This is a genomic window from Bradyrhizobium sp. BR 1432 (assembly GCF_051547705.1).
GTDB lineage: Bacteria > Pseudomonadota > Alphaproteobacteria > Rhizobiales > Xanthobacteraceae > Bradyrhizobium > Bradyrhizobium zhanjiangense.
Map to the genome: position 1 here is coordinate 2,109,718 of NZ_JBPUGF010000003.1, position 26,981 is coordinate 2,136,698.

Annotated in this window: 17 protein-coding genes and 9 pseudogenes; 4 read left to right on the top strand and 22 right to left on the bottom strand. The window is 65.1% G+C overall.

Features of this window, described 5'->3' with window-relative positions:
- Positions 1-23 precede the first annotated feature (23 nt).
- The 3 genes from ACSKB8_RS10065 to rimP all read right to left on the bottom strand — a co-directional run bounded on the left by ACSKB8_RS10065 (position 24) and on the right by rimP (position 3,150).
- A complete protein-coding gene (locus ACSKB8_RS10065) occupies positions 24-707 on the bottom strand; it encodes an RNA-binding protein (RefSeq protein WP_438103845.1) in 684 nt (227 codons plus the stop codon).
- A 77-nt stretch (positions 708-784) separates the two neighbouring features.
- Positions 785-2,392, bottom strand: coding sequence for a transcription termination factor NusA (gene nusA, locus ACSKB8_RS10070; protein ID WP_438103847.1), 1,608 nt, complete (start codon positions 2,390-2,392; stop codon positions 785-787).
- A 2-nt stretch (positions 2,393-2,394) separates the two neighbouring features.
- Positions 2,395-3,150, bottom strand: a complete 756-nt coding sequence (gene rimP, locus ACSKB8_RS10075; protein ID WP_130220068.1) for a ribosome maturation factor RimP — start codon at positions 3,148-3,150, stop codon at positions 2,395-2,397.
- Between the two features lie 357 nt (positions 3,151-3,507).
- On the opposite strand from rimP, the gene ACSKB8_RS10080 reads away from it, so the two are divergent.
- The gene (locus ACSKB8_RS10080; RefSeq protein ID WP_438103849.1) at positions 3,508-4,590 is read left to right on the top strand and encodes a DUF2336 domain-containing protein; all 1,083 of its coding nucleotides are present in this window, start codon (positions 3,508-3,510) and stop codon (positions 4,588-4,590) included.
- 21 nt (positions 4,591-4,611) lie between these two features.
- Here the strand turns inward: ACSKB8_RS10080 and trmB are convergent, their stop codons facing one another.
- The 16 genes and pseudogenes from trmB to murJ form a co-directional block, all read right to left on the bottom strand.
- Positions 4,612-5,325: a tRNA (guanosine(46)-N7)-methyltransferase TrmB gene (gene trmB, locus ACSKB8_RS10085; protein ID WP_438103850.1), complete on the bottom strand. Its 714-nt coding sequence runs from the start codon at positions 5,323-5,325 to the stop codon at positions 4,612-4,614.
- Positions 5,322-6,478, bottom strand: a pseudogene (locus ACSKB8_RS10090) (M20 family metallopeptidase). The gene trmB and the pseudogene ACSKB8_RS10090 overlap by 4 nt, the downstream one beginning before the upstream one ends.
- An 87-nt stretch (positions 6,479-6,565) precedes the next feature.
- Positions 6,566-6,979 carry a helix-turn-helix domain-containing protein gene (locus tag ACSKB8_RS10095; RefSeq protein ID WP_024338547.1) on the bottom strand — a complete coding sequence of 138 codons (414 nt, stop codon included), beginning with the start codon at positions 6,977-6,979 and terminating at the stop codon, positions 6,566-6,568.
- Positions 6,980-7,198: 219 nt separating this feature from the next.
- On the bottom strand, positions 7,199-8,812 hold the full coding sequence (lnt, locus tag ACSKB8_RS10100; RefSeq protein WP_438103852.1) for an apolipoprotein N-acyltransferase: 1,614 nt from the start codon (positions 8,810-8,812) through the stop codon (positions 7,199-7,201).
- A pseudogene (locus ACSKB8_RS10105) lies at positions 8,809-9,926 on the bottom strand (hemolysin family protein). Before ACSKB8_RS10105 ends, lnt begins: the two are co-directional and overlap by 4 nt.
- A 1-nt stretch (position 9,927) precedes the next feature.
- Entirely contained in the window at positions 9,928-10,437 is a 510-nt protein-coding gene (gene ybeY, locus ACSKB8_RS10110) for an rRNA maturation RNase YbeY (protein WP_438103854.1), read from the bottom strand.
- Positions 10,438-10,497: 60 nt separating this feature from the next.
- Positions 10,498-11,494 (bottom strand): annotated as a pseudogene (locus tag ACSKB8_RS10115) (PhoH family protein).
- A gap of 64 nt (positions 11,495-11,558) precedes the next feature.
- A pseudogene (miaB, locus tag ACSKB8_RS10120) lies at positions 11,559-12,952 on the bottom strand (tRNA (N6-isopentenyl adenosine(37)-C2)-methylthiotransferase MiaB).
- A 193-nt stretch (positions 12,953-13,145) separates the two neighbouring features.
- Positions 13,146-13,826 (bottom strand): HAD family hydrolase, encoded by a 681-nt coding sequence (locus ACSKB8_RS10125; RefSeq protein WP_438103856.1) that lies wholly within the window; start codon positions 13,824-13,826, stop codon positions 13,146-13,148.
- A 79-nt stretch (positions 13,827-13,905) separates the two neighbouring features.
- Positions 13,906-14,361, bottom strand: a complete 456-nt coding sequence (locus ACSKB8_RS10130; RefSeq protein ID WP_370989828.1) for a Fur family transcriptional regulator — start codon at positions 14,359-14,361, stop codon at positions 13,906-13,908.
- Positions 14,362-14,401: 40 nt separating this feature from the next.
- Positions 14,402-14,887, bottom strand: a complete 486-nt coding sequence (gene rimI / locus ACSKB8_RS10135) for a ribosomal protein S18-alanine N-acetyltransferase (RefSeq protein WP_438103858.1) — start codon at positions 14,885-14,887, stop codon at positions 14,402-14,404.
- Positions 14,884-15,579 (bottom strand): tRNA (adenosine(37)-N6)-threonylcarbamoyltransferase complex dimerization subunit type 1 TsaB, encoded by a 696-nt coding sequence (tsaB, locus tag ACSKB8_RS10140; protein ID WP_438103860.1) that lies wholly within the window; start codon positions 15,577-15,579, stop codon positions 14,884-14,886. The genes rimI and tsaB overlap by 4 nt, the downstream gene beginning before the upstream one ends.
- Positions 15,580-15,736: 157 nt before the next feature.
- A complete protein-coding gene (locus ACSKB8_RS10145; RefSeq protein WP_438103862.1) occupies positions 15,737-16,306 on the bottom strand; it encodes a NifU family protein in 570 nt (189 codons plus the stop codon).
- Between the two features lie 280 nt (positions 16,307-16,586).
- Positions 16,587-17,079: pseudogene (locus ACSKB8_RS10150) on the bottom strand (universal stress protein).
- A 106-nt stretch (positions 17,080-17,185) separates the two neighbouring features.
- Positions 17,186-18,236 (bottom strand): annotated as a pseudogene (gene trpS / locus ACSKB8_RS10155) (tryptophan--tRNA ligase).
- Between the two features lie 110 nt (positions 18,237-18,346).
- Positions 18,347-19,879, bottom strand: a pseudogene (gene murJ, locus ACSKB8_RS10160) (murein biosynthesis integral membrane protein MurJ).
- A 125-nt stretch (positions 19,880-20,004) separates the two neighbouring features.
- Here murJ and ACSKB8_RS10165 point away from each other — a divergent pair.
- Positions 20,005-21,002 (top strand): annotated as a pseudogene (locus tag ACSKB8_RS10165) (adenosine kinase).
- A 271-nt stretch (positions 21,003-21,273) separates the two neighbouring features.
- Here ACSKB8_RS10165 and ACSKB8_RS10170 read toward each other — a convergent pair.
- Positions 21,274-22,470: a serine hydrolase domain-containing protein gene (locus ACSKB8_RS10170; protein ID WP_438103864.1), complete on the bottom strand. Its 1,197-nt coding sequence runs from the start codon at positions 22,468-22,470 to the stop codon at positions 21,274-21,276.
- A gap of 346 nt (positions 22,471-22,816) precedes the next feature.
- Between ACSKB8_RS10170 and ACSKB8_RS10175 the strand changes: the two genes are divergently transcribed.
- Positions 22,817-23,137 (top strand): hypothetical protein, encoded by a 321-nt coding sequence (locus ACSKB8_RS10175; protein WP_091898185.1) that lies wholly within the window; start codon positions 22,817-22,819, stop codon positions 23,135-23,137.
- Positions 23,138-23,422: 285 nt separating this feature from the next.
- A pseudogene (locus ACSKB8_RS10180) lies at positions 23,423-24,914 on the top strand (NAD-dependent succinate-semialdehyde dehydrogenase).
- Positions 24,915-25,064: 150 nt separating this feature from the next.
- Here ACSKB8_RS10180 and ACSKB8_RS10185 read toward each other — a convergent pair.
- Together ACSKB8_RS10185 and ACSKB8_RS10190 are read right to left on the bottom strand one after the other, a co-directional pair.
- Positions 25,065-25,979, bottom strand: a complete 915-nt coding sequence (locus tag ACSKB8_RS10185) for a phosphoribosylaminoimidazolesuccinocarboxamide synthase (RefSeq protein ID WP_438103866.1) — start codon at positions 25,977-25,979, stop codon at positions 25,065-25,067.
- 63 nt (positions 25,980-26,042) lie between these two features.
- Complete coding sequence (locus tag ACSKB8_RS10190) at positions 26,043-26,960, bottom strand: pirin family protein (protein WP_438103867.1); 918 nt, start codon at positions 26,958-26,960, stop codon at positions 26,043-26,045.
- Between the last annotated feature and the right edge of the window lie 21 nt (positions 26,961-26,981).

Here is a 26,981-nt window from a genome sequence, read left to right on the forward strand (position 1 = left end):
TCATATCGGTTCGTCGTTGTCTCTCAGAAATCCTGGCCGTGCTTTTCGGCAGTCTTGTCATCGTCCGCCATCCGGTATCGGACCAGCATCTGGCTACGTGACAGGAATGACCTGCTCGCCGGGCCCGCGAGCAGCGCAGCATGTATCACATTTGACCGGGTCAGTGCCAAATCCAATTCTATCGATTTCAGCGCGGTGATGACGGGAAGCGGCGGCCTGGCGCCGCGATTTCCGGCATTTTGACGCGCCAGCATGTCCAATTTGCGGATTCCGTCCGCGGCCCCGTCGCTGGCGTGGATCAGGACCTCGACCGTGCCTTCCCGAAGGGCGCTCTCGACCTTGCCGAAACCGGCCACGACCTGGCCCGCCTTGGCGGCGATCCCAAGGGCTTCCGTCACGCTCCGAACCAGGAGCGTCTCGATGTCGGCGGGAAGCGTCTGGGGGGTGTGCAGCTCGCGCTTGAAGGCCTTGCTAAATTGGTGACGCCGCACGGCTTCCGCAACCACCTGCCGTGAGGCGGTGATCCACATGCCGCGTCCGGGCAGCTTGCGCTTGAGATCGGGAACTATGTCGCCTTGGGGCGATACGACGAAGCGGATCAGCTCGTCGATCGGCCGGACCTCGCGGCTGACCGCGCACATCCGCATGGTCGCGGACTTTTCGGTCCGCGGCCCATGGTCGAGTTCGCTGTCAGTGCTGACGAGCATCCGGTCGACATCCTCCTTCGCCTTCTAAGTCGCGTGTTCTTTACGCAAAACCGGTCTCCACTTTTGCTGAACACGCCTTAAGCCGGCTGATCTTCGGTCGCCTCGGCCTCTTCGGGCTTGGCAAGATCGGCCTCGGTGATCCAGCCGGCCTTGACGCGGGCCTGCATGATCATGGCTTCGGCATCGTCACGGGAGATGTCGATGCCGTCGAGCGCACCAGCATGCTTGGTCGGCTCGCCGCCTTCCTTGCGCTCGGTCCAGCCGACCAGATCGTCGGTGGCGCAGCCGGCGAGGTCGTCGACGGTCTTGATGTCATTCTCGCCGAACTTCACCAGCATTTTCGAGGTCACGCCGGGCACGTCCTTGAGCGCGTCCTCGACGCCGAGTTCCTTGCGCTTGGCCTCGAGCTCGGCTTCCAGCTGCTCGAGATATTCGCGGGCGCGGTTCTGGAGCTCCTGCGCGGTCTCCTCGTCAAAACCCTCGATGCTGGCGAGTTCCTTGACGTCCACCATCGCGAGTTCCTCGACCGAGGTGAAGCCTTCGGACGCCAGCAACTGACCGACCACTTCGTCGACGTTGAGCAATTCCATGAAGACGCGGGTGGAGTTCTCGAAGTCCGCCTGGCGGCGCTCCAATTCCTCCTGCTCGGTCAGGATGTCGATGTCCCAGCCAGTGAGCTGCGAGGCCAGACGCACGTTCTGGCCGCGGCGGCCGATCGCGAGCGAAAGCTGGTTGTTGGTATCGGGGACGACGACCTCGATGCGCTCGCGATCTTCGTCGATGACGACCTTGGAGACTTCCGCCGGCGCCAGCGCGTTGACCACGAAGGTCGCGATGTCGGGCGACCAGGGAATGATGTCGATCTTCTCGCCCTGCAATTCGTTCACCACCGCCTGCACGCGCGAGCCGCGCATGCCGACGCAGGCGCCGACCGGATCGACCGAGGAATCGCGGGAAATCACGCCGATTTTCGCGCGCGAGCCCGGATCGCGGGCGACCGCCTTGATCTCGACGATGCCGTCATAGATCTCCGGCACTTCCTGCGCGAACAGCTTTGCCATGAACTGCGGATGGGTGCGGGAGAGGAAGATCTGCGGGCCTCTCGTCTCGCGGCGGACGTCGAAGATGTAGGCGCGGACGCGGTCGCCGTTGCGGAACACTTCGCGCGGCAGCATCTCGTCGCGGCGGATGATGGCTTCACCACGGCCGAGATCGACGATCACGCTGCCATATTCGACGCGCTTGACGACGCCGTTGACGATGTCGCCGATGCGGTCCTTGAACTCCTGATATTGCCGGTCGCGCTCGGCCTCGCGCACCTTCTGCACGATCACCTGCTTGGCCGACTGCGCGGCGATGCGGCCATATTCCAGCGGCGGCAGCGTGTCGGCGATGGTGTCGCCGACCTGGGCACCGGGATTGGCGCGCTGCGCATCCACCAGCGAGATCTGGTTGGAATGGTTTTCGACCTTCTCGACCACCAGCATGTGGCGCGACAGCCGCAGCTCGCCCTTCTTCGGGTCGATCTCGGCGTGAACGTCAGTCTCGCTGCCGTAACGGGCCCGCGCCGCTTTGGCGATGGCGTCCTCCATCGCGGCGATGACGATGCCGCGGTCGATCGATTTCTCCCGCGCAACGGCGTCCGCGATCTGGAGCAATTCAAGTCGATTGGCGCTGACTGCCATGGCTAGTCTCCTTCGTCAGGCTCGATCTCGCCGCGCCGCGCGCGTTCGGCGGCCAGGCGATGTTTCTTCGTATTGGTCGGTGCCGGCTTCTTCTTCGGCTTGGTGTTCTTGGTGGTCTTCTCGCTGATCTTGGCGTGCGGCGCCGGCGGCGGCTCGAGACCGAGATTGCGGCGCATCTCGCGCGCCTCGGCCTTGCCGCGACGCATCGATTCGGCGATCAACTCGTCAGTCAGCACCAGCCGTGCCTCGCCGATATCCTCCATGGTCAGGAGAACGTCGGGATCATCACCCGCCTTGACGTCGTCGCGATGCAGATGCACGCGATCGCCTTCGACAGCGCCGAGCGTGCCGCGGAACCGCTTCCGCCCCTCATGGGCGACCGCCATCTCGATCTTCACCAGATGTCCGGCATACCGCTCGAAATCGGAGCGTCGCACCAGGGGACGGTCGATCCCCGGCGAGGAGATTTCCAGCCGATAGGCGCGATCGATGGGGTCGGCGACGTCGAGCACAGGCGACAGCGCCCGCGAGATCGCCTCGCAATCCTCGATCTGCATCGAGCCGTCCGGCCGCTCGGCCATGATCTGCACGGTGCAGCCGGCCTCTCCGGAAATGCGGATCCGCACCAGGCGATAGCCCATGCCCTGGAGCACGGGAGCTGCAACCGCGGACACCCGGGCCGCGACGCCCGGCTCGACCACGAGCCGCGGCTCGGCCAGCAATTCGGCATCCGTGGAACCAGAGTTCGGTTCGGTCATAGCAGGGGTCAGGCGCTCGATGGTTAAGGCTTGGTTAATTTCAAAGCCCGCTTCGGAACTCTCCCGACAACGCGTCGGGCCGCATCTTCCGCCAAGCCGCGTTCAGGTAATAAAAAGAGCGGGTCCTTTCGGGCCCACTCTCACTACGCGGATCGTATGAGAAGATGAATTGGCGCTGATATAGCCTTTTCTACCCTCCCGGACAAGGCCCATTGCAGGGCAGAGAAGGCTTTTTGCGCCCGATCTAACGGCCCGCCGCGCAACGCTTCCTTCATCAAGCAGGCCTAGATTCTCCGATTGTGGGGCGGCTTGATCTATGGCGCGCCCACGGCGTGCCAAGATCCCGAGTTGCGTTTCATGACCGTTGCCACGTCGCTGATTCCTGGACTGGACGATATCGTCAAACGCGGCGATCCGCGGCGTCGCGGCGAGATCGCGCGGGCCATCTCTGCATTGTTTTTCCGGGATGCCGAAAAACTCGGCCCCGAACTGATCGATCTGTTCGACAATCTCCTGATTGATCTCGTCCCGCATGCCGAGCTCGCCTCGCGCATCGATCTTGCCGAGCGCTTCTCGCGCGTCGGCAACGCGCCGCCGCATCTGGTGAACCAGCTCGCGCGCGAAAACGAGATTATGGTCGCGGGCCCCGTGCTGCGCCGCTCGCCCGTGCTCGACGAGGCCGCCCTGGTCGAGATCGCGCGGTTGAAGGGGCAGGGTCATTTGCTGGCGATGACAGAGCGCCCCATCTTGCCGGCTGTCGTCACCAACGTGCTGGTCGAGCGCGGTGATCGCGACGTGGTGCGTCGCGCCGCGGGCAATGCCGGTGCGGTGTTCTCGCCCGGCAGCTATTCCGAGCTGATCAAGCGCGCCGCGCAGGACGGCGTGCTGACGCTCAAGATCGGTCAGCGCAACGATCTCTCGGGCGAGCAATTGAAGGAGCTTCTCGACGGCACGCTCGACGTCATCCGCCGTCGCCTCTCCAGCGTGGTCAATCCCGCGCGCCAGATCGAGATCAAGCGCACGATGGCGGCAATCGAGGAGGCGGCGCTGCCGCCGGGGCCGCGCCGCGATTTTTCGGCGGCACAGCGCACGGTGCTGACCCTGCATCGTGATGGCCATCTCGGCGAGAGCGCGCTGCTCGGTTTCGCCAAGGCGCACAAATACGAGGAATCGATCGCCTCGCTCTCGGCGATGTCCGGTGTCCGCCTTTCGATGCTCAACCGCCTGATCGCCGGTGATCGCTGCGATCCGATTTTGATCCTGGGGCGCGTGCTCAATCTCGGCTGGCCCACGGTGCGCGCGCTCATCCTGCTCTGGTACGGCCCGCACCGCACCCCGGCCGATGCCGACATCGAGACCGCGCGCATGAACTTCACGCGCCTGATGCCGACGACCGCCGAACGCGTCGTGAATTTCTGGCGCAACCGGCAGACGATCTAGCTTCGCGCTCCGCAATGACGGCTAACCGACCCGCCCGAACCGCAGATAGGCCGCCTTGCGCCCTTCGCGCGCGGCTTTCCGGCCGTAGCGCGTCATAGTGTAGCCCGCCCAGGGCTGCCGGAAATCGTCGGCGCGTTCGGCAAGCCATTTGAAGTCCGGAGAGCGCGCAAGATGCGACAGCGTCCAGGCGCAGTAATCGTCGATGTCGCAGACGAAGCGGAATTCGCCGCCAGGCTTCAGCACGCGCGCCATTGCGGCAATGGTCCTGTCCTGCACGAAGCGCCGCTTCCAGTGCCGCCGTTTCGGCCAGGGATCGGGATGGATCAGGTCGATCCGCGACAATGAGGCTTGCGGAAGCCAGGCCAAGAGCTCCGCTGCATCGCCCGCGAACAGGCGGATGTTGCCGATATTGGCCGCCTCGATCTGCGCGAGGATTTTTGCCATGCCGTTGACATAGGGCTCGCAGCCGATGAAGCCGGTCGCGGGAAAGTTTTGCGCCTCGGCCGCGAGATGCTCGCCGCCGCCGAAGCCGATCTCGAGCCGCACCTCGCTCGCCGCGGGGGCGAAGATCTCGCCGGCATTCGCCGGCGCGTCACCCGCGATGTCGAGCGCAAGATGCGGCAGCAGATGATCGATCAGCCCGGCCTGGTGCTGCCTGAGCTTGTGGCCCTTGCGGCGCCCGAAGAAGGCGCGCTCGCTGTCATCGCGCTCGGAATCTGATTTGCGTTCGCTCATCGCAGCGTCTGATACAGGCGATGGAGCAGCCGCGCGCGCGGCTCGAGCGACGAGACATAGAGCTGCTCATAATGGGTGTGCGCGCCCTTGCCGTCGACGCCGAGCCCGTCGAGCGTCGCAGTGTGCGCAGCGGTGAAATTGCCGTCCGAGCCGCCGCCGGTGTGGGTGTCGATCAGCTCGAAGCCGATCTCGGCGGCAAGCGTCTTCGCATGCTCGTAGAGCGCGGCGCCTGCATTGCTCTTCTCGTAAGGCGGACGATTGAGCTCGCCGGTGATCTCAACGGTGACGCCGTCGGTCTTCGACGTGAGCGCGAGGATCTTGCCGACGAACTCGTCGGCGTCGTTGAGGCTCAGCACGCGCAGATCGACTTCGGCATAGGCCTCTTCCGGCGTCACATTGGGGCGCGTGCCGCCGCGCACCACGCCGACATTGACGGTGACGCCGCGCTTCAGGTCGTTCATTCCCTCCAGCGCCAGGATCACGTTGGCGAGCTCGCGGACGGCACTTCGGCCGTCCCGGGTCGCGTGCCGGCATGAGCGGGGACGCCCTTGATGAAGACTCGGAAGCGTCCGACGCCCTTGCGCCCCGTGACGATCCTGCCGCCGTCGCGCGCCGGCTCCGTCACCAGCACGTATTTGGCCTTGCGCCCTTCCCGCTCGATCAGCGCACGCGAGGTCGGGCTGCCGATCTCCTCGTCGGAGGTGAACATGTGGGTGATGCCGAGCGGCGAACGATCGCCGGTGGCGCAGAGCGCGCCAAAGGCGTGATGGGCGATGTAGGCGCCGCCTTTCATGTCGTAGATGCCCGGACCGAACGCACTGTCGCCTTCGATCTTGAACGGCAGGCGCTCGATGAAGCCCATGGGATGAACGGTATCGAGGTGGCTCAGCACCAGGATGCCCGGCTCGTCCTGGCCCCAGGTCGAGCGCGCCACGAGATGATCGCCGCAGCCGCCGACGCCGGCGACGCGCTCGAGCGTCACGGGCAGATCGCGGTATTGCTCCGCGACCACGGAGATCAGCTTGTTGACCTGTTCAGGTGCATCCGTCGGCGTCTCGATCTCAACCCAGCGCCGGATGCCATCGAGAATGGTTTGGGAATCGAACCAATTGGAGCTGGCCATGAACGCATCTATGCCTTTGAATCGCATCATCGGAAAGGACGCGCATCGAGGGCGCGGCCGCAAATGACGACATAGGCCAGATTTGGGGCAGTCTCAAATCGCCATTGCGATGACGCGTCAGCGCTTGTCGGGGCCTTCGCGGGCGGCGATCTGCTCGACGAGATCGACGATGGAGCGGCGCATCTTGGAATCGGTGATTCGGGTGAACGCCTTGGTCAAGGCGAGTCCCTCCGATGTCGCGAGGAAATCCGAGACGTAAGATGGCGAGGCGCCTTCGCTGAAGCCTTCCGGGCCCGGCACACCGCTCGGCCCGCCCTCGAACAGGAACGACACCGGCACCTGGAGAATCTCGGCGATCTGCTGGATGCGGCTCGCGCCGACCCGGTTGGTGCCCTTCTCGTATTTCTGGATCTGCTGGAAAGTCAGGCCCAAAGCTTCACCGAGCTTTTCCTGGCTCATGCCCAACATGATGCGGCGCATACGCACGCGACTGCCGACATATTTGTCAACAGGGTTGGGCGCTTTCGACATTTCCTCAGCCCTCCAAACATCACCCTCGGCGCAATCAACAAGCGTGCCTCGGGTGTCAGCACCGTCAAATCAGACCCTCTTATTGGGAAACATTGCGGAGAAATTTAGCAACGCACCGCTGTCTTTTGCAGCTGTTGCAGAATGGGGAGCCCGCGTGCAGTCTGTCAACCGTGGGACTACGGTTGTCAAAGGATTCCGGCTAAGTCCGCGGCGAGGCGATCAGAGGTGCCGTTTGGCGACACGTCGGCGGATCGCCACAATCACGGCGAGCGCGACGAGCATGGCTGCGGGCACGTCGCCCACCCGCGCATAGATCGTCGGCGGGATCGCGGCGGGCAGACCTGCATCCAAAATGCCTTCGATTCCGAGGCCGAGACTGGCGATGGTGCGCCCCACCGGATCGATCACTGCGGAGATGCCTGTATTGGCGGAGCGGACCAGCGGCAAGCCGAGCTCGATCGCGCGCATCCGCGCCTGCTCCAGATGCTGATAGGGACCGGTCGAGATGCCGAACCAGCCGTCATTGGTGAGGTTCACGATCCAGCCCGGACGTTCGCTGCGTCCGCCCACCTCGCCGGGAAAGATGGCTTCGTAACAGATCAGCGGCAGCGCGGGCGGCGCGCTGGCGACCGGCAGCGCATGGCGCACGGTGCCGGGAATGAAGCCGCCGCGCACGCGCGTCAGCTGCTCGAAACCGAGCTTCTCCATCAGCCCCTGGTAGGGAAGAAATTCGCCGAACGGCACCAAATGCAGCTTGTCGTACACAGCGAGCACGCTGCCGTCGTGATCGATCACGTAGATCGAGTTATAGGCACGCGTGATCGGTGTGCCCCGCGGCAGATCCGGCGCGCGGACCGAACCCGTGATCAGCACCGTGCCCTTCGGCAGAAGGTCGGCGATCTCAGCCATCGCGTCGGCTTCGCGAGTCAGGAAGAACGGGAAGGCGGATTCGGGCCAGATCAGGATGGTGGCATCGCGCACGCCGGTCGATTGCGGGCCGGAGGCGCGGTCGGACAGCGCCAAATATTTCTTCATCACCTCCGCTTTGGCGGCGTAGTTGAATTTCGCGTCCTGCTGGAGGTTCGGCTGCATCAGGCGCAGCTTGGCGCCCGCAACCATCGTGGTCGGATGCAGCGACAGGCGGATCGCGCCGAAGATGCCCATGACGATCAGAAGCGCAATTGCGGCGGCCGGCGCGCGCCATTGCAGTCGGCGATCGGGCGCGCGATCGAACAGCGTCGCTGGGCTCGCGAAGATCGTGACTGTCAGGAACGTCATGCCCCACAGGCCGATCAGCGATGCCGTCTGCGCCAGCGGCAGCGGCTCGGACAGCGCGTAGCCGAACGCGTTCCAGGGAAAGCCGGTCAGCGCGTGGCCGCGCAGCCATTCGCTGATGGTGAGGCTTGCTGCGAGCGCCAGCACGCGCGTGGCGTTCTTGGTCCAGAGCAGGCGCGCCAGCGCAAAGCCGATTGCCGTGAAGATCGAGAGATAGGCCGGCAGGCCCAGCACGGCGAATGGTGTCAGCCAGGCGAACACGTCGGCCTCGACGAAGAAGGCGTAGCCGATCCAGTAGAGGCCGGGCACGAAATAGCCGAGCCCGAACCAGTAGCCGGTCAGCGCCGCGGCAGGAACGCCGCCATATCGTCCGCCGCCGGCACCGTCGATCAGCCAGACCAGCACCGGAAAGGTGACGAACAGCACCGGGAAGAGGTTGAACGGCGCCAGCGCCAGCACCGACAGCGCCCCGGCGGCCATGGCGATGACGGCGCGCTTCCATCCCCAGCTGAGGATGATGGCAAGCGCAATCTGCCGAAGTCGCTGGAGCGGGCTCACTGCGGACCGGCCCCGTCGCTCGGCGGCGGGGTCGGCGTGTCACTGGCCGGCGGTTGACCGCTCTCCGGCGCCGCTTCGCGGCGGCGGCTCTCGCGCTGGGTGCGGGGCGCGGGACGCTCCTTCCGCGTCGAGATGCGCAGCCGCTTGACGCGACGCGGATCGGCGTCGAGCACCTCGACCTCGTAAGTGCCGGGGCCCGGATCACCTCGCCGCGCACCGGCAGGCGCCCGACGAAGCTGACGAGATAGCCGCCCAGCGTCTCCACCTCCTCGCCGGCCTCGCCGGTGACGAAATCCTCGCCGATCACCGAGCGGACGTCGTCGAGGCTGGCGCGGGCGTCGGCGATGAAGGCGTTGTCGGGCAGGCGCACGATCGAGGGCGGCTCGTCGCTGTCGTGCTCGTCGTCGATCTCGCCGACGATCTGCTCGACGATGTCCTCGAGCGAGACCAGCCCGTCGCTGCCGCCATATTCGTCGACAACCAGCGCGAGGTGGATGCGCGTGGCCTGCATCTGCGCGAGCAGGTCGATCGCCCGCATCGACGGCGGCACGTAGAGCAGCTTGCGGATGATGCGCGCCTCGTGAAGCGGCAGCGCGAGATCGACGGCGCGCAAATCGAGCCCGGCCGGCAGCGGCTTCTTGCGCTTGGTCTTGGTGGCCTCCGACACGCGCGCACGCGCGGTCATGAAGGCGAGCAGGTCGCGGATGTGGACGATGCCGACGGGATCGTCCAGCGTCTCGTTGTAGACGACGAGCCGCGAATGGCCGGCGCTCTCGAAGCGGTCCATCAATTCGCCGAGCGGGATGTCGCGCTTCACCGCGACGATGTCGGCGCGATGGACCATGACGTCGGCGATGCGGCGCTCGTGCAGGCCGAGGATGTTGCGCAGCATGGTGCGCTCGACCGCGGAGAAGCCGGTGTCGTCAGGCGTCGACGCGTCGAGCACGACCTGGAGGTCGTCGCGCACCGATCCCGCCTTCCAGCCGAACAGCGTCCGGATGGCGCGCAAGAGCCAGCCTTCTGCGGTCGGGCGCATCACCTCGCCCTGGGTCACGACGGCGGGCAAATTGCGCGTGTTGCGCGGGTTGTCCTGGATTGGATCGGAATCCGGCATCTCAATTCGTCCCCGGGCGGTCTGCATAGGGATCGGGAATGCCGAGATGCGCCAGGATCTGCGTCTCCAGCGCCTCCATCTCCTCGGCGTCGTCGTCGTTCTCGTGGTCGTAGCCGATCAGATGCAGGAAACCGTGCACGGCGAGATAACTCAAATGATGATCGAACGGCTTGTGTTCCTCGTCCGCCTCGCGCCGCATGGTCTCGTAGGCGATCGCGATGTCGCCGAGCATGCGCGGCGCATCGCCCGGCTTCCACTCGCCCTCGGGCTGGAGCGCAGGAACGACGAGCACGTTGGTCGGCTTGTCGATGCCGCGCCAGTTGCCGTTGAGGGTGCGGATGCCGGCGTCATCGGTCAGCATCACAGCCACTTCGGCGTCGGCGACGTCTTCGTCGACGTTCTCGGCGGCGGCCGCAACCGCGCGCTGGATCACGGTTTCGGAATCGGGCTCGCGTTGCCAGCAATCGGCGACGACGAGAACCTCGGTTGTGGGTAGGTTGGAATGGGACATTGTGCTGTCTGGGACGAAAAGGCGCGCTGTACGCGCCCGCTTGGTCCGGCTGTTGCCTCGTCAGGATTGACCGGTGGCCGGCCGCTGCGGCGACCCTTCGTAAGCGGCGACGATCCGCGCCACGAGCTCGTGGCGGATCACGTCCTCGGCTTTGAAATGCACTTGCGCAATCCCCTCGACGCCGTTCAGGAGCCGGGTTGCTTCCGCCAGACCCGAGGTCTGGCCGTTCGGCAGGTCGATCTGCGAGGGATCGCCTGTCACGATCATGCGGCTGTTCTCACCGAGGCGGGTCAGGAACATCTTCATCTGCATCGACGTGGTGTTCTGCGCCTCGTCCAGGATGATGGCGGCGTTGGTGAGCGTGCGGCCGCGCATGAAGGCGAGCGGCGCTATCTCGATCTCGCCGGTCTGGAGCGCCCGCTCGACGATGCGCGCGTCCATGAGATCGTAGAGCGCGTCGTAGATCGGGCGCAGGATAGGGATCGACCTTCTCGCGGAGATCGCCGGGCAAAAAGCCGAGCCGCTCGCCTGCTTCCACCGCCGGACGCGACAGGATGATCTTGTCGACCTCCTTGCGCTCGAACAGCTGCGCGGCATACGCGACCGCGAGCCAGGTCTTGCCGGTGCCGGCGGGGCCGATGCCGAACACCAGCTCGTGGCGCTTCAGTGCGCGGATGTCGAAATCCTGCGCGGCCGTGCGCGCGCGCACCGGGCGCTTGCGCAAATTGATGCTGTCGAAGGTTGATTTGGCCGATTTGGCATCGAACTCGAACAGCGAGCCCTGGGCGATCACGGCGCGGATCGCGCCCTCGACCTCGCCCTGGTCGAGATCCTGTCCCTTCACGGCTTGCGCGTAGAGCATCTCCAGCACGCGGCGTGCGGCGTCGCAGCCGTCGCGCGTGCCGCCGATGGTGATGTGGTTACCCTTGGAGTCGACGATCACGCCGAGCCGCCGCTCGATCTGCGCGAGATGCTGGCCGTACGGGCCGACCAGCGCGGAGGCGGCACGGTTGTCGTCGAAATCGATGACGACCTGGGTCTCGGGCGGTACTTGCATGTCGCGGTCAAATTTGCGGCTGGGAGCGAACGAAGACGAATCCGATGCGCTTTTTGGCAAGGGTTCAGGCTCCAGTGGCTTGCGATAAAGCGGGCTCGCGCGCGTTGCGCGGTGTCACGAGCTCGCCGAGAAAGCTGTAGCGCTCGAGGCTGTCGATCCGGACCGGCAGGATTTGTCCGATGATGTCGGGCGAGGCCATCACATGCGCGGGCTGGAGGTAAGCGGTGCGGCCAACGATCTGGCCTTCCTTGCGAGCCGGACGCTCGAACAGCACATCGATCGTTCAGCCAATCGCAGCCTTGTTGAAGGCCGATTGCTGGCTGTCGATCAGTTCCTGGAGCCGCTCCAATCGCTGGTCCATCTCGGCGGGGGACACCGTCTCCTGCATGTCCGCGGCCGGCGTTCCCGGCCGGGCGGAATATTTGAACGAATAAGCCGCAGCGTAGCCGATTTGCGTGACAAGCGCGAGGGTGGCCAGAAAATCTTGCTCACTCTCGCCGGGGAAGCCGACGATAAAATCTGATGAAAAAGCAATGTCTTGGCGTGCGGTGCGGAAACGGTCGATGACCCGCCGGTAATCATCGGCGGTATGTTTCCGGTTCATGGCGGCCAGAATCCGGTCCGAGCCCGACTGCACCGGCAGATGCACGAACGGCATCAGGGCACCGAGATCGCGATGGGCCGCAATCAAACTGTCATCGACATCGCGGGGATGGCTGGTCGAATAGCGCAGCCGGGCGATGCCCGGGATTTGCGCCAGATGCTCGAGCAACCGGCCGAGCGGCCAGCTTTTCCGCCCGGCCCCTCGCCGTGATAGGCGTTGACGTTCTGCCCGATCAGCGTGAGCTCGCGCACGCCGTTCTCAGTGAGCCGCTTCACGTCGTCCACGATCTTCGCCACGGGACGCGACACCTCGGCGCCGCGGGTATACGGCACGACGCAGAAGGTGCAGAACTTGTCGCAGCCTTCCTGCACCGTGACGAAGGCGGAAATGCCGCGCGCGCGGATCGCATCGGGCTTCGGTTGGGCCAGGTAGCCGAACTTGTCGGCCGCGGGAAACTCGGTCTCGATCGCACGGCCCTCGTCGCCGGCGCGTTTCAATAGCTCGGGCAGATGATGATAGCTCTGCGGTCCGACCACGACGTCGACGACAGGCGCGCGGCGCACGATCTCCTCGCCCTCGGCCTGTGCCACGCAGCCCGCGACCGCGATCTGCATCGCGCGGCCCGCGCGAGCGGCCTCGTCCTTGGCAACGCGCAGGCGGCCGAGCTCGGAATAGACCTTTTCCGAGGCCTTCTCGCGGATATGGCAGGTGTTGAGGATGACGAGGTCGGCGTCCTCAGCGCTGGCCGTCTCCACGAATCCTGCCGGAGCCAGCGTGTCCATCATGCGCTGGGCATCGTAGACGTTCATCTGGCAGCCATATGATTTGATGTGCAGCTTGCGCGGCGGCGTCATGGAACCCGAAAATGGAGCTGGAGGACGCCCCTCAGATATAGGCTGGAGGCGCGAAAATCCAGCGAATGGGGCCATTTGGGGCCGTCATTCCGGGGCGCAACGCAGTCGCTAACCCGGAATCCAGAGGTTCTGGCGCGAATTCCGGGGTCGCCCGCGTCGGGCGTGTCCCGGAATGACGGTGAGAGGGCGAAAATCAGCCCGCCAAGGCGTCCGCCTCGACCCGCCGGACCAGCTCCGGCAGCTGATGCATGTCGGCAAAGAGCAGGTCGGCGCCGGCCAGGCGCAGGGTTTCGGCATAGCCATCGCGGCAATGGCTGCCCCCGTAAAAGCCGAACACGGGCATCCCGGCAGCTCGCGCGCCGGCAATGCCGGCCAGGCTGTCCTCGATCACGACGCAGCGCTCGGGCGGCACGCCCATTTCGTTGGCCGCGAACAGGAACAGCTCCGGCGCCGGCTTGCCGTTCTTCACCTGCGAGGCCGAGAAGATATTTGGTGCGAGGCGCTCGTAGAGGCCCGTGCTCCCCAAGCTCACGCGCATGCGCTGATGCGAGCCGCTCGAGGCGACGCAGACGCGTTGGGTGACGACATCGAGCACATCATGGATGCCGCGGATTGCTTCGAGGTCGGCCTCGAACGAGCGGAACAGCTCGTCCTGCAGATCGCCGTGATAGGCCTCGGGCAGCTTGCGGCCGAGCTCGGTCTCGATCTCGAGATTCGCCTGCCGCGTCGAGCGGCCGAGAAAACGTTCGAACACCTGATCCGACGTGATCGGATAGCCGTGCCTCGTCAGCACATCGGCATGTGCGCGACAGGAGATCACCTCGCTGTCCACGAGCACGCCGTCGCAGTCGAAGATGATGAGGTCGATGGGCACTAAGGCATGATCCGGAAAAGGTGGAGCGGTTTTCCCGCGCGACAAACGCGGGCCGCGTTTGCGCGGAGATCATGCCCAACTAAGACGTCGGCTTGTCGTCGTCGAGCGGGACGCAATAGAGCTCGAGGCGGTGATCGACCAGCTTGTAGCCGAGCTTGCGGGCGATTTCGGCCTGGAGCTTCTCGATCTCTTCGGAGGTGAACTCGATCACCTTGCCGTCGCGCAGATTGATGAGATGGTCGTGATGGCTGTCGCGCATCTGCTCGTAGCGCGCGCGGCCCTCGCGGAAATCGTGGCGTTCGATGATGCCGGCATCCTCGAACAGCTTCACCGTTCGGTAGACCGTCGAGATCGAGATCTTGTCGTCGACGGCGACGCAGCGCCGGTACAGTTCCTCGACATCGGGATGGTCGACCGCCTCCGCGAGCACGCGGGCGATGACGCGGCGCTGCTCGGTCATGCGCATGCCGGTGGCGGCACAACGCGCCTCGATGCCGGATGCCTTGGATGCGGAAGTAGGTTTCAGTGCGGTCATAGGATTGTCTGCCTGGCGGAGGCGCTTTCTGCCATCAATGTTACGACAAGTCACGTCGCATCAGAAGGGCGTTCAATTGTTCCCCGTTCGGCTGCTTATAGTAGCGTTCGCGGCGCCCGACCACCATGAATCCGGCCCGATCGTAGAGGCGGCGCGCCGGCTGGTTATTTTCCTCGACTTCGAGAAATATTATGCGCACGCCGCGCCCGGCGAGGTGGCCGAGATGGGTCATCAGCAGCGTGCGGGAGAGGCCGCGGCCGCGATAGGCCTGATCGACTGCGATCGAGAGGATTTCCGCTTCGTCCGCGCCGATCCGCGACACCGCAAACCCGATCGTCTTGCGACCGAGGCGCAAGCGATGCACCAGCGTGTTGCGCTCACCGAGCATGCTCTCGAACTCGCCTTCGCCCCAGCCGCGCGCGAAGGAGGCGCCGTGAAGCTGCGCCAGCCGCGCGGCGTCGCGCGCAGACGCGGGCTCGACGGCGGCAGTGCTGCCGCGCCACCATTGCGAGAACCATCCCATCATGAGCTTGCAGCTTGTGCTGCGAGCTGTGGCTGCGCGGCCGGCTTGGCATCGGGCGTGCGCAGATAGAACGGCCGCGCCGGGGTCGTGTCGGGATTGGCCGCGGCGCCGAGCCAGGCGACCCAGCCGATATCGGGCGCGGGCTGCGCGTCGACCGCAATGGGTTGCGGCGCACCCTTCGGCCAGCGCTCGGCGAGGATGTTTGCGGCATTGCCGACCAGATGCGGCGCGCCGAATTGCGAAGCCGCGATCGCCTCGTCGATGCTGGCGACCTTCGGTCGCACCAGCTGGCTGCCGTCGCCGGCGACGATCTGGAAATAAACGTGGTCGTGCCGCGCATCGATCGCGGACATCACGGGCGCCGATCGGCTCTGGCCGACGATGGCGGCAGCATAGGCGGACAAGGTGGTCAGGCCGACGGCCGGCCGTTTCGCCGCGAGCGCAAGGCCGCGCGCGGCCGAAATACCGACGCGCAGGCCGGTGAAGCTTCCAGGACCGACGGTGACCGCGATGCGGTCGAGCGCGGTGAAGCCGAGCTCCGCCGATTGCATCACCCGCGCGATCAGCGGCATCAAGGCTTCGGCATGCCCACGCTTCATCGGCAGCGATTCCTGCGCGCGCAGCTCGGCCGTTTCGGTGTCGAGCACGGCGGCGGAGCAGGCGTCGAGCGCAGTATCGATGGCGAGGATCAGCATGACGTGATCATAGCATTGGCAATTGGATGATATCTAAGGTTCTCGCCGTCATGGCCGGGCTTGCCCCGGCCATCCACGACTTTGCGGCCCCAAAAGCGTGGATGCCCGGGACAAGCCCGGGCATGACGGAAGGAAATCGGTGCGCAGACCGTGCAATTCACATCGGCCGGACTTCGACCACGTCGGGCACGAAATGCCTGAGCAGGTTCTGGATGCCGTGCTGGAGCGTCGCAGTCGATGACGGGCAGCCCGAGCAGGCGCCCTTCATGTTGAGATAGACGACGCCGTCCTTGAAGCCGCGGAAGGTGATGTCGCCGCCGTCATTGGCGACGGCCGGCCGCACCCGGGTCTCGATCAGATCCTTGATCATGTCGACCGTCTCGGCATCGGCCTCGTCGAAGAATTCATGGTGGTCGTCGAGTTCGGTATCGCTTTGCGCCGTGCCGTCGGCGAGCAGCGGCGCGCCGGACATATAGTGCTCCATGATCGCGCCGAGAATCGCGGGCTTGAGCTGCTGCCACTCACCGCTCGCTTTGGTCACGGTGATGAAGTCCGATCCGTAGAACACGCCGGTGACGCCGGGCACGTCGAACAGCTTTTCGGCGAGCGGCGAGCGGCTTGCGGCTTCGCGGCTCGAAAACTCCACCGGGCTGCCGTCGACCACGACGCGGCCGGGAATGAACTTCAACGTGGCGGGATTGGGGGTGGCTTCGGTTTGAATGAACATGGTTTTCTCCAGACGTCGCCGGTTCAAGGCCGGCGCGTGCTCTATCCAGTAGCAGATGGCGACGGGGAACGCACGATCAAGGGGTGTGGGAGCTGTTTCGTTGTTATATCAGCGAGTTAGGACGCCTCTTCTCCCTCTCCCCGCTTGCGGGGAGAGGGTTGGGGTGAGGGGGAGTCTCCACGAGGACGGTGAGAGTTGGACGCGCGGAGGCTCCCCTCACCCGGAATTCAAGCGGCGCTTGAATTCCGGCCTCTCCCCGCAGGCGGGGAGAGGCGAGAAGCTAAGACAGCGAATCCACGCTTTGGTCGCTCAGCGCGCCGGAGATGATCGTCACCGGAACCGGAAACGTGCCGAGCGCATGCGCGAGCAGCGAGACCAAGGGCCCCGGTCCCTCCGCACCAGGGCTCGCGGCCAGCACCAGCATGGCGATATCAGGATCCTCGTCGATCACCGCGAGCAGTTGTTCCATCGCGGCGCCTTCCCGGATCACCCGCTCCGGCGTGATCGCGGCGATGCCGTTGGCGCGGCCGGCGGCGCGGTCAAGCGCGGCTTCCGCCGCTTCCTGCGCCTCGGCGCGCATGATGTCGGCGACACCAAGCCATTCCTGCGTCTGCTGTTCGGGCTCGATGATGCGCAGCATCACCACGCCGCCGCCGGCGCGGATCGCCCAGCGGCTGGCGATACACCGCGCGATCCCATTCGGCGGTGTCGTCGACGATGACGAGGCATTTGGGCTTGTGACCCGGCTCGAAGCAAAGGCGCTTGCTGGTCATGCATGTCCCGGCGTGTGCACGGCCGGCATGCTGCCACACTCTCTTCCGCTTTGGGAGAGGGGGCGGCCGGTGCGGTGGCACCAGCCAGATTTCGCTGACGCGATGATCAGCGCCGGTGGATGAAGCCGACGATGTCCTTCGAGAGCTTCATGGTCTCGTCGGCGATAGTGCGGGCCCGGTCGGAGCCCTCGTTCAGGATCGCGTCGATATGGCCGGGGTCGGCGACGAGGCGCTTCATCTCGCCGGCGATCGGCGCGAGCTTGGTGACGCACAGCTCGGCCAACGCGTTCTTGAAGCTGGAGAACTGGCCGCCGCCGAAATCCCTGAGCACGTCGGCCTTGGAGCGGCCGGAGAGCGCGGCGAAGATGCCAACGAGATTGTCGGCTTCGGGACGCGCTTCCAGGCCCTTCTCTTCGCTCGGCAGCGGCTCCGGATCGGTCTTCGCCTTGCGGATCTTCTGCGCGATGGTGTCGGCATCGTCGGTGAGGTTGATGCGCGAATTGTCCGACGCATCCGACTTCGACATCTTCTTGGTGCCGTCACGCAAGCTCATCACGCGCGTCGCCGGACCGGTGATTAGCGGTTCCGGCAGCGGGAAGAACAGGCCGTCATTGTGTCCCTGAGCGCGAATGGAATCGCCGAAATCGTTGTTGAACTTCTGCGCGATGTCACGCGAGAGCTCGAGATGCTGCTTCTGGTCCTCGCCGACCGGCACATGAGTGGCGCGGTACAGCAGGATGTCCGCCGCCATCAGCACGGGATAGTCGAACAGCCCGACCGAGGCGTTCTCGCGGTCCTTGCCGGCCTTCTCCTTGAACTGGGTCATGCGGCCGAGCCAGCCCATGCGCGCGACGCAGTTGAAGATCCAGGCGAGCTCGGCATGGCCGGAGACCTGGCTCTGGTTGAACACGATGTGCTTCTTCGGATCGATGCCGGCAGCGATGAACGCCGCGGTGACCTCGCGGGTGTTGCGCGTGAGCTCGGCCGGCCCGCCCAGACATCGACGCCTTGCGTGATCGCGTGCATGTCGACGACGCAATAGATGCAGTATGCGTTTCCTGCATCTTCACGAAGTTGACGATCGCGCCGAGGTAGTTGCCGAGATGCAGATTGCCCGTCGGCTGGACGCCCGAAAAGACTCGTTCAACGAATGGCATGGTCAGCTTTCCTGGAAGATACGGCCGTCGTTTCCAACAGCGGCGCAGCCCCGTCAAGGGCAATTCCACCTCTCCCATCGGGAGAGGTGAAGAGCCTGGCGCCGAGCGCTCTAATGGCCCGGCCGTTTCAACGCGTTAGCCGCCTCGCGCCAGGAGGCTGCACCGAGGATTTGCAGGAGCAGGCCGTAGACGGCGATCCCGGCCGCGATCTGCACACCCAGTGCGACGAATTTGATCAAGCCATGGGTCTCGGCAGGCACGAGACCGGCGGTCAGCCAGAGCAGGGCGCCCATGGCGATCGCGGCCAGCACGATTCGCGGCAATCGCGTGCGGGCCGCTGCGTCGACCGAGAAGCCGAATTCGGTCGTGCCTTTCCGAAGCAGCGAGAGCGCGCTGCTCCAGGCGCCGGCCGCGATGCTCGCGGCGATCCCGCTCGCGCCAAAGACATGACCGAGCAGAACCGCGAGCGCGACCGTCACCACGAAACCTTTGGCGGTCGCGAGCAACGGCGTCATCGTGTCGCTGCGGGCGTAGAAGGCCGGCGACAGCGCCTTGATCAGCACGTGCGCCGGCAGGCCCAGCGCCAGCCACATCAGTGCGTGCGCGGTAGCCGCGCTGTCCTCGACGCTGAACGCACCGTGCTCGAACAGCAGCCGTACGATCGGATCGGCCAGCACGATCAGGCCGAGCGTGGCCGGCAGCGCCAGCCCGGTCGCCAGCTCCAGCGCGCGCGATTCGGCATGCGCCACCGCGACGCGGTCGCCGCTACCGACCGCACGCGTCAGCTCCGGCACCAGCACCGTGCCCATGGCGACGCCGACGATGCCGAGCGGCAGCTCGATCAGGCGGTTGGCAAAATAGAGCCAGGACACAGCGGAGGGCGTCGTCGAGGCGATGATCGCGCCGGCGACCATTAACCATTGCGGGCCCGAGCTTGCGATCATGCCGGGAATGGCCTTGGCAAAAAAGGCCCGCATCTCCTTGTCGAAACTCACGCGCAACGGCGTCGCAAGGCGTGCGCTTCGCTGCGACAGCAGCATCAGCAATTGCAGCAGGCCTGCGACGCCGACGGTGGCGGCCAGCATCCACGCAGCGAGAACCGCATCGGCATGCCCAGCAACAGCACCGCGATCGCGGCGATCAGCGCGATGTTGAACAGCAGCGGCGAGAACGCCGTCAGCGCAAAGCGCCCTTGTGCGTTGAGCAGTCCCATCAGCACGGTGACGGGGCCGGCGAAGGCGAGATAAGGCAGCATCAGCCGCGCGTTCTGCACGGCGAGATCGAGCGTGCTGCTACCGAGAAAGCCCGGGCGATCACCGTGATGATCAGTGGCATCAGAAGCGCAATGCCGATCGAGATCGCGACCAGAGCCGCGCTGACCGTGCCGAGCACGCGTCCGGCGAATGCCGCCGCAGCGATCTCGCCATCGCGGTCGCGGATACGCAGCCAGGCCGGGATCAGCGCCGCATTCAGCGCCCCCTCGCTCAGCAGCCGCGCACGACGTCGACGAGCTGAAATGCCGCCAGGAACGCATCCGCTACGGCGCCGGTGCCGAGCAGCGCCGCGATCAGGGAATTGCGGGCAAAGCCCAGTAGCCGCGAGGCTAGCGTTCCCGTCGAGACGGTCAGGAAGGAGCGGATCATCGGCCCTTTATAATACCGTTGCTTGCCCGCGCGGGTCCGGTCGTGATAGGCCGCGAGCCAGATTTCAAGCTGACAGGAAGCGGATTTCCGCGGGGATCGCAATCCGCCAAACAGGATCAAGGTGAATGGCTGACGTGAAATATGACGTTCTCGGCATCGGCAACGCGCTGTTCGACGTGCTGGTCAGGACCGACGAGGCCTTTTTGGCCAAGCATGGCATGACCAAGGGCAGCATGTCCCTGATCGACGAGGCACGGGCGGCCGCCATCTACAAGGACATGGGCCCTGCGACGGAAGTCTCGGGCGGCTCGGCCGCCAACACCATCGTCGGCATCGGCAGCTTAGGGGCCCGCGCCGCCTATGTCGGCAAGGTCAAGGACGACCAGATCGGCAAGCTCTATGTCCACGACATCCGCGCTGCCGGCGTCGCCTTCAACACGCCCGCCGCAACGGACGGCCCCGCCACCGGCTGCTCCTACATCCTGGTCACGGGCGACGGCGAGCGCACCATGAACACCTATCTCGGCGCGGCGCAGGATCTGTCGCCCGCCGACATCGATCCGGTCGAGGTCGCCGGCGCCGGCATCGTCTACCTCGAAGGCTATCTCTGGGACCCCAAGAACGCCAAGGACGCCTTCGTCAAGGCGGCCAAGATCGCCCATGATGCCAAGCGCAAGGTCGCGCTGACGTTGTCGGATTCCTTCTGCGTCGACCGCTATCGCGACGAGTTCCTGTCCTTGATGCGCAACGGCACTGTCGACATCGTCTTCGCCAACGAGGCCGAGCTGCATTCGCTCTACATGACCTCGGACTTCGACACCGCGCTGAAGCAGCTGCGCAACGACGTCAATCTCGGCGTCGTCACCCGCAGCGAGAAGGGCTGCATGGTGGTCTCAGTGGAAGACGCCGTCGCGCCGGCATTCCCGGTCGACAAGGTCATCGACACCACTGGTGCCGGCGACCTCTTCGCCGCCGGCTTCCTGTATGGCCTCGCGCGCAACTTCGCGTACAAGCAGTGCGGCGAGCTCGGCGCGCTTGCGGCGGCCGAAGTGATCGCAGCATATCGGCGCGGCCCCAGGTGTCGCTGAAGGAGCTCGCCGAGCAGCGCGGGCTGACGGGGTAGGGCTCGCTCTCCTCCGTCATTGCGAGCGAAGCGAAGCAATCCAGTATTGCATCTTTCCGCGGCAGCAGACTGGATTGCTTCGCTACGCTCGCAATGACGATGTGGATTCAGGTGCGCGCCAAACTCTCAACTGTCATCGCCCGCGAAGGCGGGCGATCCAGTATTCCGAGACGGCAGTGATTGAACCGAGAGGCCGCGGCGTACTGGATCCTCCGCCTTCGCGGGGATGACAGTCGTCGTGTGCTGAGAGCTGCGCGGCCGTGCGCGCCCCTCACGCCGCCTTCTGCCCGCTCCCGGCAGCATCGAGCCCGGCATAAACCCCGCGCTCGAAGCCCGCGAACGTCTCCAAACACTTCGCGTCGGCGAACGGCAACAGCTGCATCAGGATCACGCCGGTGACGTCGCGCGACGGGTCGATCCAGTAATAGGTGTTGGCGAGGCCCGCCCAGGCGAGACTGTTCGGGCTGCGCCCTTCCGCGGTCTTGGCGGTGTTGATGAGGAAGCTCAGCCCCCACTTCTTCACCTGCTCCGGATAGAGATCGACGTCGTTGGTGTACATCGGCGCCGCCGTCGTCATCTTGCCCATGGCGAGATCGCCGATGTGGTTCTGTCCCATCGTCGCGACCGTCTCCGCCTTCAGCACCTGGTTGCCGTTGCCGCGGCCCTTGTTGAGAATCATCTGGGTGAACTTGATGTAGTCGCCCGCGGTCGAGTAGAGGCCACCGCCACCCATGTGGAATTCCGGCTCCTGCTCGAGCTCGAACGGCATCGATGCGAGCTGGCCGTCCTCGCCGCGCGCATGCATGCCGACCAGACGCTTGCGCATGCTATCGGTGATCTTGAACGCGGTGTCGCTCATGCCGAGCGGCGCGAATAGATTGTCGCGCAAATACGCATCGAGCCGCTTGCCGCTGACGGCCTCCACCGCCTTGCCGACGAAATCGATATTGGTGCCGTATTCCCAGCGCGTGCCGGGATCGGTCATGATTGGCGTCTTCAGCGCCGCATTCTGGCAGGTGGTGATGGCGGGGATCCCCGTCTTCTCCAGATACATCGCGAGATCGCCGTTCCACATGTTGTAGCAGAAGCCCGCAGTGTGGGTCATGAGGTGGCGCAGCGTGATTGGCCCCTTCGCAGGCCGCAGCTTCGGCTCGCCCTTGGCATCGAAGCCTTCGAGCACCTGCGGCGTGGCGAGATCGGGCAGCACTTCACCGATCGGCGCATCCAGCGACAACTTGCCCTGTTCGACCAGCTGCATCGCGCCGGCTGATGTCACCGCCTTCGTCATCGAGGCGATCCAGAACACGCTGTCCGCGGTCATCGCATCGGGCTTGGACAGGTCGCGCTTGCCGAACGCACCCTGATACAGCACTTCTTTACCGCTGGCGGCGATGGCGACGACTCCGGGAATTTCCTTTGCGTCGCTCTTCTGGCGCAGAAGTTCGTCGATCTGGGCTCGGCTTTGCATGCGTGTTTCCTCCGGTTTGATTATTGTTGGAAGTGATTGATTGTCCTCCCGCATGCTCGGCGCGGCAAGCGCATCCATGTACCTGCGCCGGTCGCGATGTCGTGACTTGACGGTCGGCGTTCCACGCAGGACGACAACGGAGCTGAACTGCAACACTCTTTCACAACCTGCGGTGGATGGCTGCATCTCGCCGTGGCCATGAATGGGCGCTGGCGGTATGTTTCGCGTGTTTGACTCACTTGAAACATTTTGTGCGTTGCGGCGCTTCAGCACGCGGCCAATTGGCCGGTGACGTTAAGACTTGATGCAAATTGGCGGCTGCTGATCGGCCGCGAGGGGACCTCAAATGATTTCGACCTGGAGTGAATGGAAGCGCTATCCCCGTCCCGGACGGGGCGACAATTTGGAGGCGCCGATCTCGCCGGGCATTTACGAGGTTCGCATCGCCGGCACCGGCGCGCTGTACTCCTTCGGGGCGGTCGACAATCTGGCGCAGGCGCTGGCATTGCTGCCGGTCGGTTCGAAGTCATGGTTCGGCCGGCGCGACACTTCGGACGTGCCCGATCTCGAATACCGCACCTGCGCGACCTCCTCGAAGGCCGACGCCAAGGCCGCCGCCGAGCGCATGATCGGGCGCCGCGAGACCTATCTGAGCGGCGCGGCGTAGCTGCTTCCTCGATCGCGATGCCAAACCTCTCCCATAGGGAGAGGTCGCGCCGCAGGCGCGGGTGAGGGGTTTACGCTCTTTCGTGGTCCTGCGCCCCTCACCCGATTTGCACTGGACGATGCTTCGCATCGCCAGGAGCAAATCGACCTCTCCCCGCTGGGGAGAGGTAAGGGACCTGCGGCCCTCAGTTTAACTCCCAGCAGATGTGCGTTGCGGGGCGGTGCATTGCGCGCCGTCTGTCCCTATATTCCGGGCCGACCCGATCGCGCCCTGAGGAGTAACGCCATGACCCCGACTGCCGCCCGCGCCCCGCAAGCCTCGTCCAATCTGCGCGACCGGTTGAAGGACCCGTCGCTGCTGAGGGAAGCCTGTTACATCGACGGCGCCTGGACCGGCTCGCCGGTCTTCGCCGTCAATAATCCCGCGACCGGCGTCGAGCTCGCCAAGGTTCCGCAGCTCGGCGCGGACGATACCACCAAAGCGGTCGAAGCCGCCGAGCGCGCGTTCCCGGCCTGGGCCAAGCTCACCGCCAAGCAGCGCTCCAACATCTTGCGCAAATGGTTCGAGCTGATCGTCGCCAACCGCGAGGATCTCGCGCTGATCCTCACTTCCGAGCAGGGCAAGCCGCTCACCGAGGCGCTCGGCGAGGTCGATATCGGCGGCGCCTATGTCGAGTTCTTCGCCGAGGAGGCGAGGCGCGTCTATGGCGAGACCATCCCGACGCAGCGGAGCGACGCGCGCTTGCTCGCGATCAAGCAGCCGATCGGCGTCTGCGGCGCGATCACGCCGTGGAATTTCCCGAACTCGATGATCACGCGAAAAGTCTCGCCGGCGCTGGCGGCCGGCTGCACCGTGGTGTTGAAGCCCGCCAACGAGACGCCGCTGTCCGCGCTCGCGCTCGCGGCTCTTGCCGAGAAGGCCGGCGTGCCCAAGGGCGTGTTCAACATCGTCACCGGTGACGCGCCGCCGATCGGTAAGGTGCTGTGCGAGCATCCGGCGGTTCGTTTCGTCGGCTTCACCGGCTCGACCGCCGTCGGCAAGATCCTCTACCAGCAGGCCTCCGTCGGCGTGAAGCGGCTCGGCCTCGAGCTTGGCGGCAACGCGCCGTTCGTGGTGTTCGACGATGCCGATATCGACGCCGCGGTCGAAGGCGCCATCGTCTCGAAATACCGCAACATGGGCCAGACCTGCGTTTGCGCCAACCGCCTCTATGCCCAGGATGGCATCTACGACGAGTTCGTGCAGAAGCTGTCGAAGAAGGTCGCGACGATGAAGATCGGCGACGGCACCGAGGGTGGCGTCACGCAGGGTCCGCTGATCAACATGAAGGCGGTCGACAAGGTCGAGCGCCACATCGCCGACGCCGTCAAGCGCGGCGCCAAGGTCGTCACCGGCGGCAAGCGCAGCGAGCTCGGACGCTCGTTCTTCGAACCGACGGTGCTGGCCGACGTCAAGCCGGAACTCGCTGGTGTCGCAGGAGGAGACCTTCGGCCCGCTCGCACCCGTCATCCGCTTCAAGGACGAAGCCGATGTCATCGCGATGTGCAACGCCTCGCCGTTCGGCCTTGCCTCCTACTTCTACTCCCGCGATCTCGGCCGCGTCTGGCGCGTCGCCGAGGCACTGGAATCAGGCATGGTCGGCGTCAACACCGGCCTCATCACCACGGAAGTCGCCCCCTTCGGCGGCGTCAAGGAAAGCGGCCTGGGGCGTGAAGGCTCGCATCACGGCATGGAAGAGTATGTCGAGATCAAATACGTGATGATGGCGGGGGTGTGAGGGCGCATCAGTCTCTCCGAGTCATTGCGAGCGAAGCAATCCAGAATCTTTCCGCGGAGACAGCCTGGATTGCTTCGTCGCCAGCGCAAAATTGCTTCGCAATTTTGTCGCGGGCTCCTCGCAATGACGAAGCGAGGTGCAACAGCAGGGCTAAATCTTCAGCTCTTTCCCCGTCACGCGCCTGTAAGCTTCGAGATACCGCTTGCTGGTTGCATCCACAACGCTGGCGGGCAGCGGCGGCGGTGGGGCGTCTCCGTTCCAGCGGCCGGCGCGGCGCTCGACGTCGAGATAGTCGCGTAAGGGTTGCTTGTCGAAGCTCGCCTGCGGCTGGCCAGGCTTGTAGGCATCGACCGCCCAGAAGCGCGAGGAATCCGGGGTCATGACTTCGTCGATCAGGATGATGCGGCCGTCCTTGTCACGGCCGAACTCGAACTTGGTGTCGGCGATGATGATGCCCTGCTCGCGCGCCAGCTCCTCACCGAGCGAGTAGATCGCGCGCGTCATGCTCTCCAGCGTATAGGCGACCTCGTCGCCGACCACCGCGCGCATCTTCGCGATGGTGATGTTCTCGTCATGGCCGCTCTCGGCCTTGGTTGCCGGGCTGAAGATGGCAGGCTCGAGCTTCTCGCTCTCGACGAGGCCGGCCTTCAGCTTCTCGCCGGCCAGCGTGCCGCTCGCGGCATATTCCTTCCAGGCCGACCCCGAGAGGTAGCCGCGTATCACGCATTCGATCGGAAATACGGTGGTGCGCTTGCACAGCATGGCGCGGCCGAGAGTCTCGGCGCGGTGGGGCATCAAGGCCGGCACGGCCGCGATGATCGCGTCGGTGTCGGCGCTGATCATGTGATGCGGCACCACGCCTTCGAGCTCGTTGAACCAGAACGCGCTGATTTGAGTCAGCACCGCGCCCTTCATCGGGATGGTCTCGTCCATCACGACGTCGAAGGCGCTGATGCGGTCGGTGGTGACGAGCAGCAGGCGGTCGTCGTCGACGGCGTAGATATCGCGCACCTTGCCGCGTCCGATCTTGGGGAGGGGCAGGTCGCTGGAGAGCATGGTGGTCATCGGCAAAGCCTTCGCGCAAGAAATCCGGCCGCGGCTGACAGTGCGGCCGGAAACCGGATTAGCCTATTCCGGCAGCGGAATGAACTCATGTTCCTGCGGAACTGCCGCGAAGCGGCCGGTTTTCCAGTCCTGCTTGGCCTGCTCGATCCGCTCCTTGCTGGAGGAGACGAAATTCCACCAGATGTGGCGCGGACCCTCCAGTGCATCGCCGCCGAGAAACATCATCCGGGTCGCCTTCAGTGGCTTCACGGTGATGCGGTCGCCCGGACGGAAGATCAGCAGCCGCGGCCCTTCGTAGCGTTCGTTCGCGATCTCGACCTCGCCGTCGACCAGGTAGATCGCACGTTCCTCCTGATCGGGATCGAGCGGCACGCTCGCGCCTTCCGCCGCCGTGACCTCGGTGTAGAACCAGGGCGAGACCATCGACACTGGCGAGGTGATGCCGAACGAGGAGCCCGCGATCACCCGCGCGGTAAAATCGCGCTCGGAGATCATCGGCAAATCGCCTGCCGCATAATGCTGGAACGACGGTGCGATCTCCTCGGATCCCGCCGGCAACGCGATCCAGCTTTGCAAGCCCAGCATCTTCTGGCCCGAGGCGCGTTGCGCGTCCGGTGTGCGCTCGGAATGGGCGATGCCGCGCCCGGCGGTCATGAGGTTCATCGCGCCGGGCGCGATCTCCTGGACGTTGCCCTCGCTGTCGCGATGCATGATCGCGCCGTCGAACAGGTAGGTGACGGTGGCAAGCCCGATATGTGGATGTGGCCGCACGTCCATGCCCTTGCCGGAGACAAACTGCACCGGTCCGAAATGATCGAAGAAGATGAAGGGCCCGACCATCTGCCGCTTGCCATGCGGTAATGCGCGCCGCACCTCAAATCCGTCCCCGAGATCGCGCGTGCGCGGCACGATGACGAGATCGAGCGCATCGCAGGACATGGGATCGCCGAGCACGGGATCGTTGGAGGGTTGCCAGCTCATCGGTGAACTCCTTTTGGCTTT

Excerpts from the sequence above, each read along its gene's own strand:
- trmB (WP_438103850.1), bottom strand. The coding sequence starts at position 5,325 with ATGAGCGAACGCAAATCAGATTCCGAGCGCGATGACAGCGAGCGCGCC.
- ACSKB8_RS10095 (WP_024338547.1), bottom strand. The coding sequence starts at position 6,979 with ATGTCGAAAGCGCCCAACCCTGTTGACAAATATGTCGGCAGTCGCGTG.
- ACSKB8_RS10130 (WP_370989828.1), bottom strand. The coding sequence starts at position 14,361 with ATGACCGCACTGAAACCTACTTCCGCATCCAAGGCATCCGGCATCGAG.
- ACSKB8_RS10065 (WP_438103845.1), bottom strand. The coding sequence starts at position 707 with ATGCTCGTCAGCACTGACAGCGAACTCGACCATGGGCCGCGGACCGAA.
- ACSKB8_RS10080 (WP_438103849.1), top strand. The coding sequence starts at position 3,508 with ATGACCGTTGCCACGTCGCTGATTCCTGGACTGGACGATATCGTCAAA.
- nusA (WP_438103847.1), bottom strand. The coding sequence starts at position 2,392 with ATGGCAGTCAGCGCCAATCGACTTGAATTGCTCCAGATCGCGGACGCC.
- ACSKB8_RS10185 (WP_438103866.1), bottom strand. The coding sequence starts at position 25,979 with ATGACCACCATGCTCTCCAGCGACCTGCCCCTCCCCAAGATCGGACGC.
- ybeY (WP_438103854.1), bottom strand. The coding sequence starts at position 10,437 with ATGTCCCATTCCAACCTACCCACAACCGAGGTTCTCGTCGTCGCCGAT.
- rimP (WP_130220068.1), bottom strand. The coding sequence starts at position 3,150 with ATGACCGAACCGAACTCTGGTTCCACGGATGCCGAATTGCTGGCCGAG.
- ACSKB8_RS10170 (WP_438103864.1), bottom strand. The coding sequence starts at position 22,470 with ATGCAAAGCCGAGCCCAGATCGACGAACTTCTGCGCCAGAAGAGCGAC.
- ACSKB8_RS10175 (WP_091898185.1), top strand. The coding sequence starts at position 22,817 with ATGATTTCGACCTGGAGTGAATGGAAGCGCTATCCCCGTCCCGGACGG.
- ACSKB8_RS10190 (WP_438103867.1), bottom strand. The coding sequence starts at position 26,960 with ATGAGCTGGCAACCCTCCAACGATCCCGTGCTCGGCGATCCCATGTCC.
- tsaB (WP_438103860.1), bottom strand. The coding sequence starts at position 15,579 with ATGCTGATCCTCGCCATCGATACTGCGCTCGACGCCTGCTCCGCCGCC.
- ACSKB8_RS10145 (WP_438103862.1), bottom strand. The coding sequence starts at position 16,306 with ATGTTCATTCAAACCGAAGCCACCCCCAATCCCGCCACGTTGAAGTTC.
- rimI (WP_438103858.1), bottom strand. The coding sequence starts at position 14,887 with ATGATGGGATGGTTCTCGCAATGGTGGCGCGGCAGCACTGCCGCCGTC.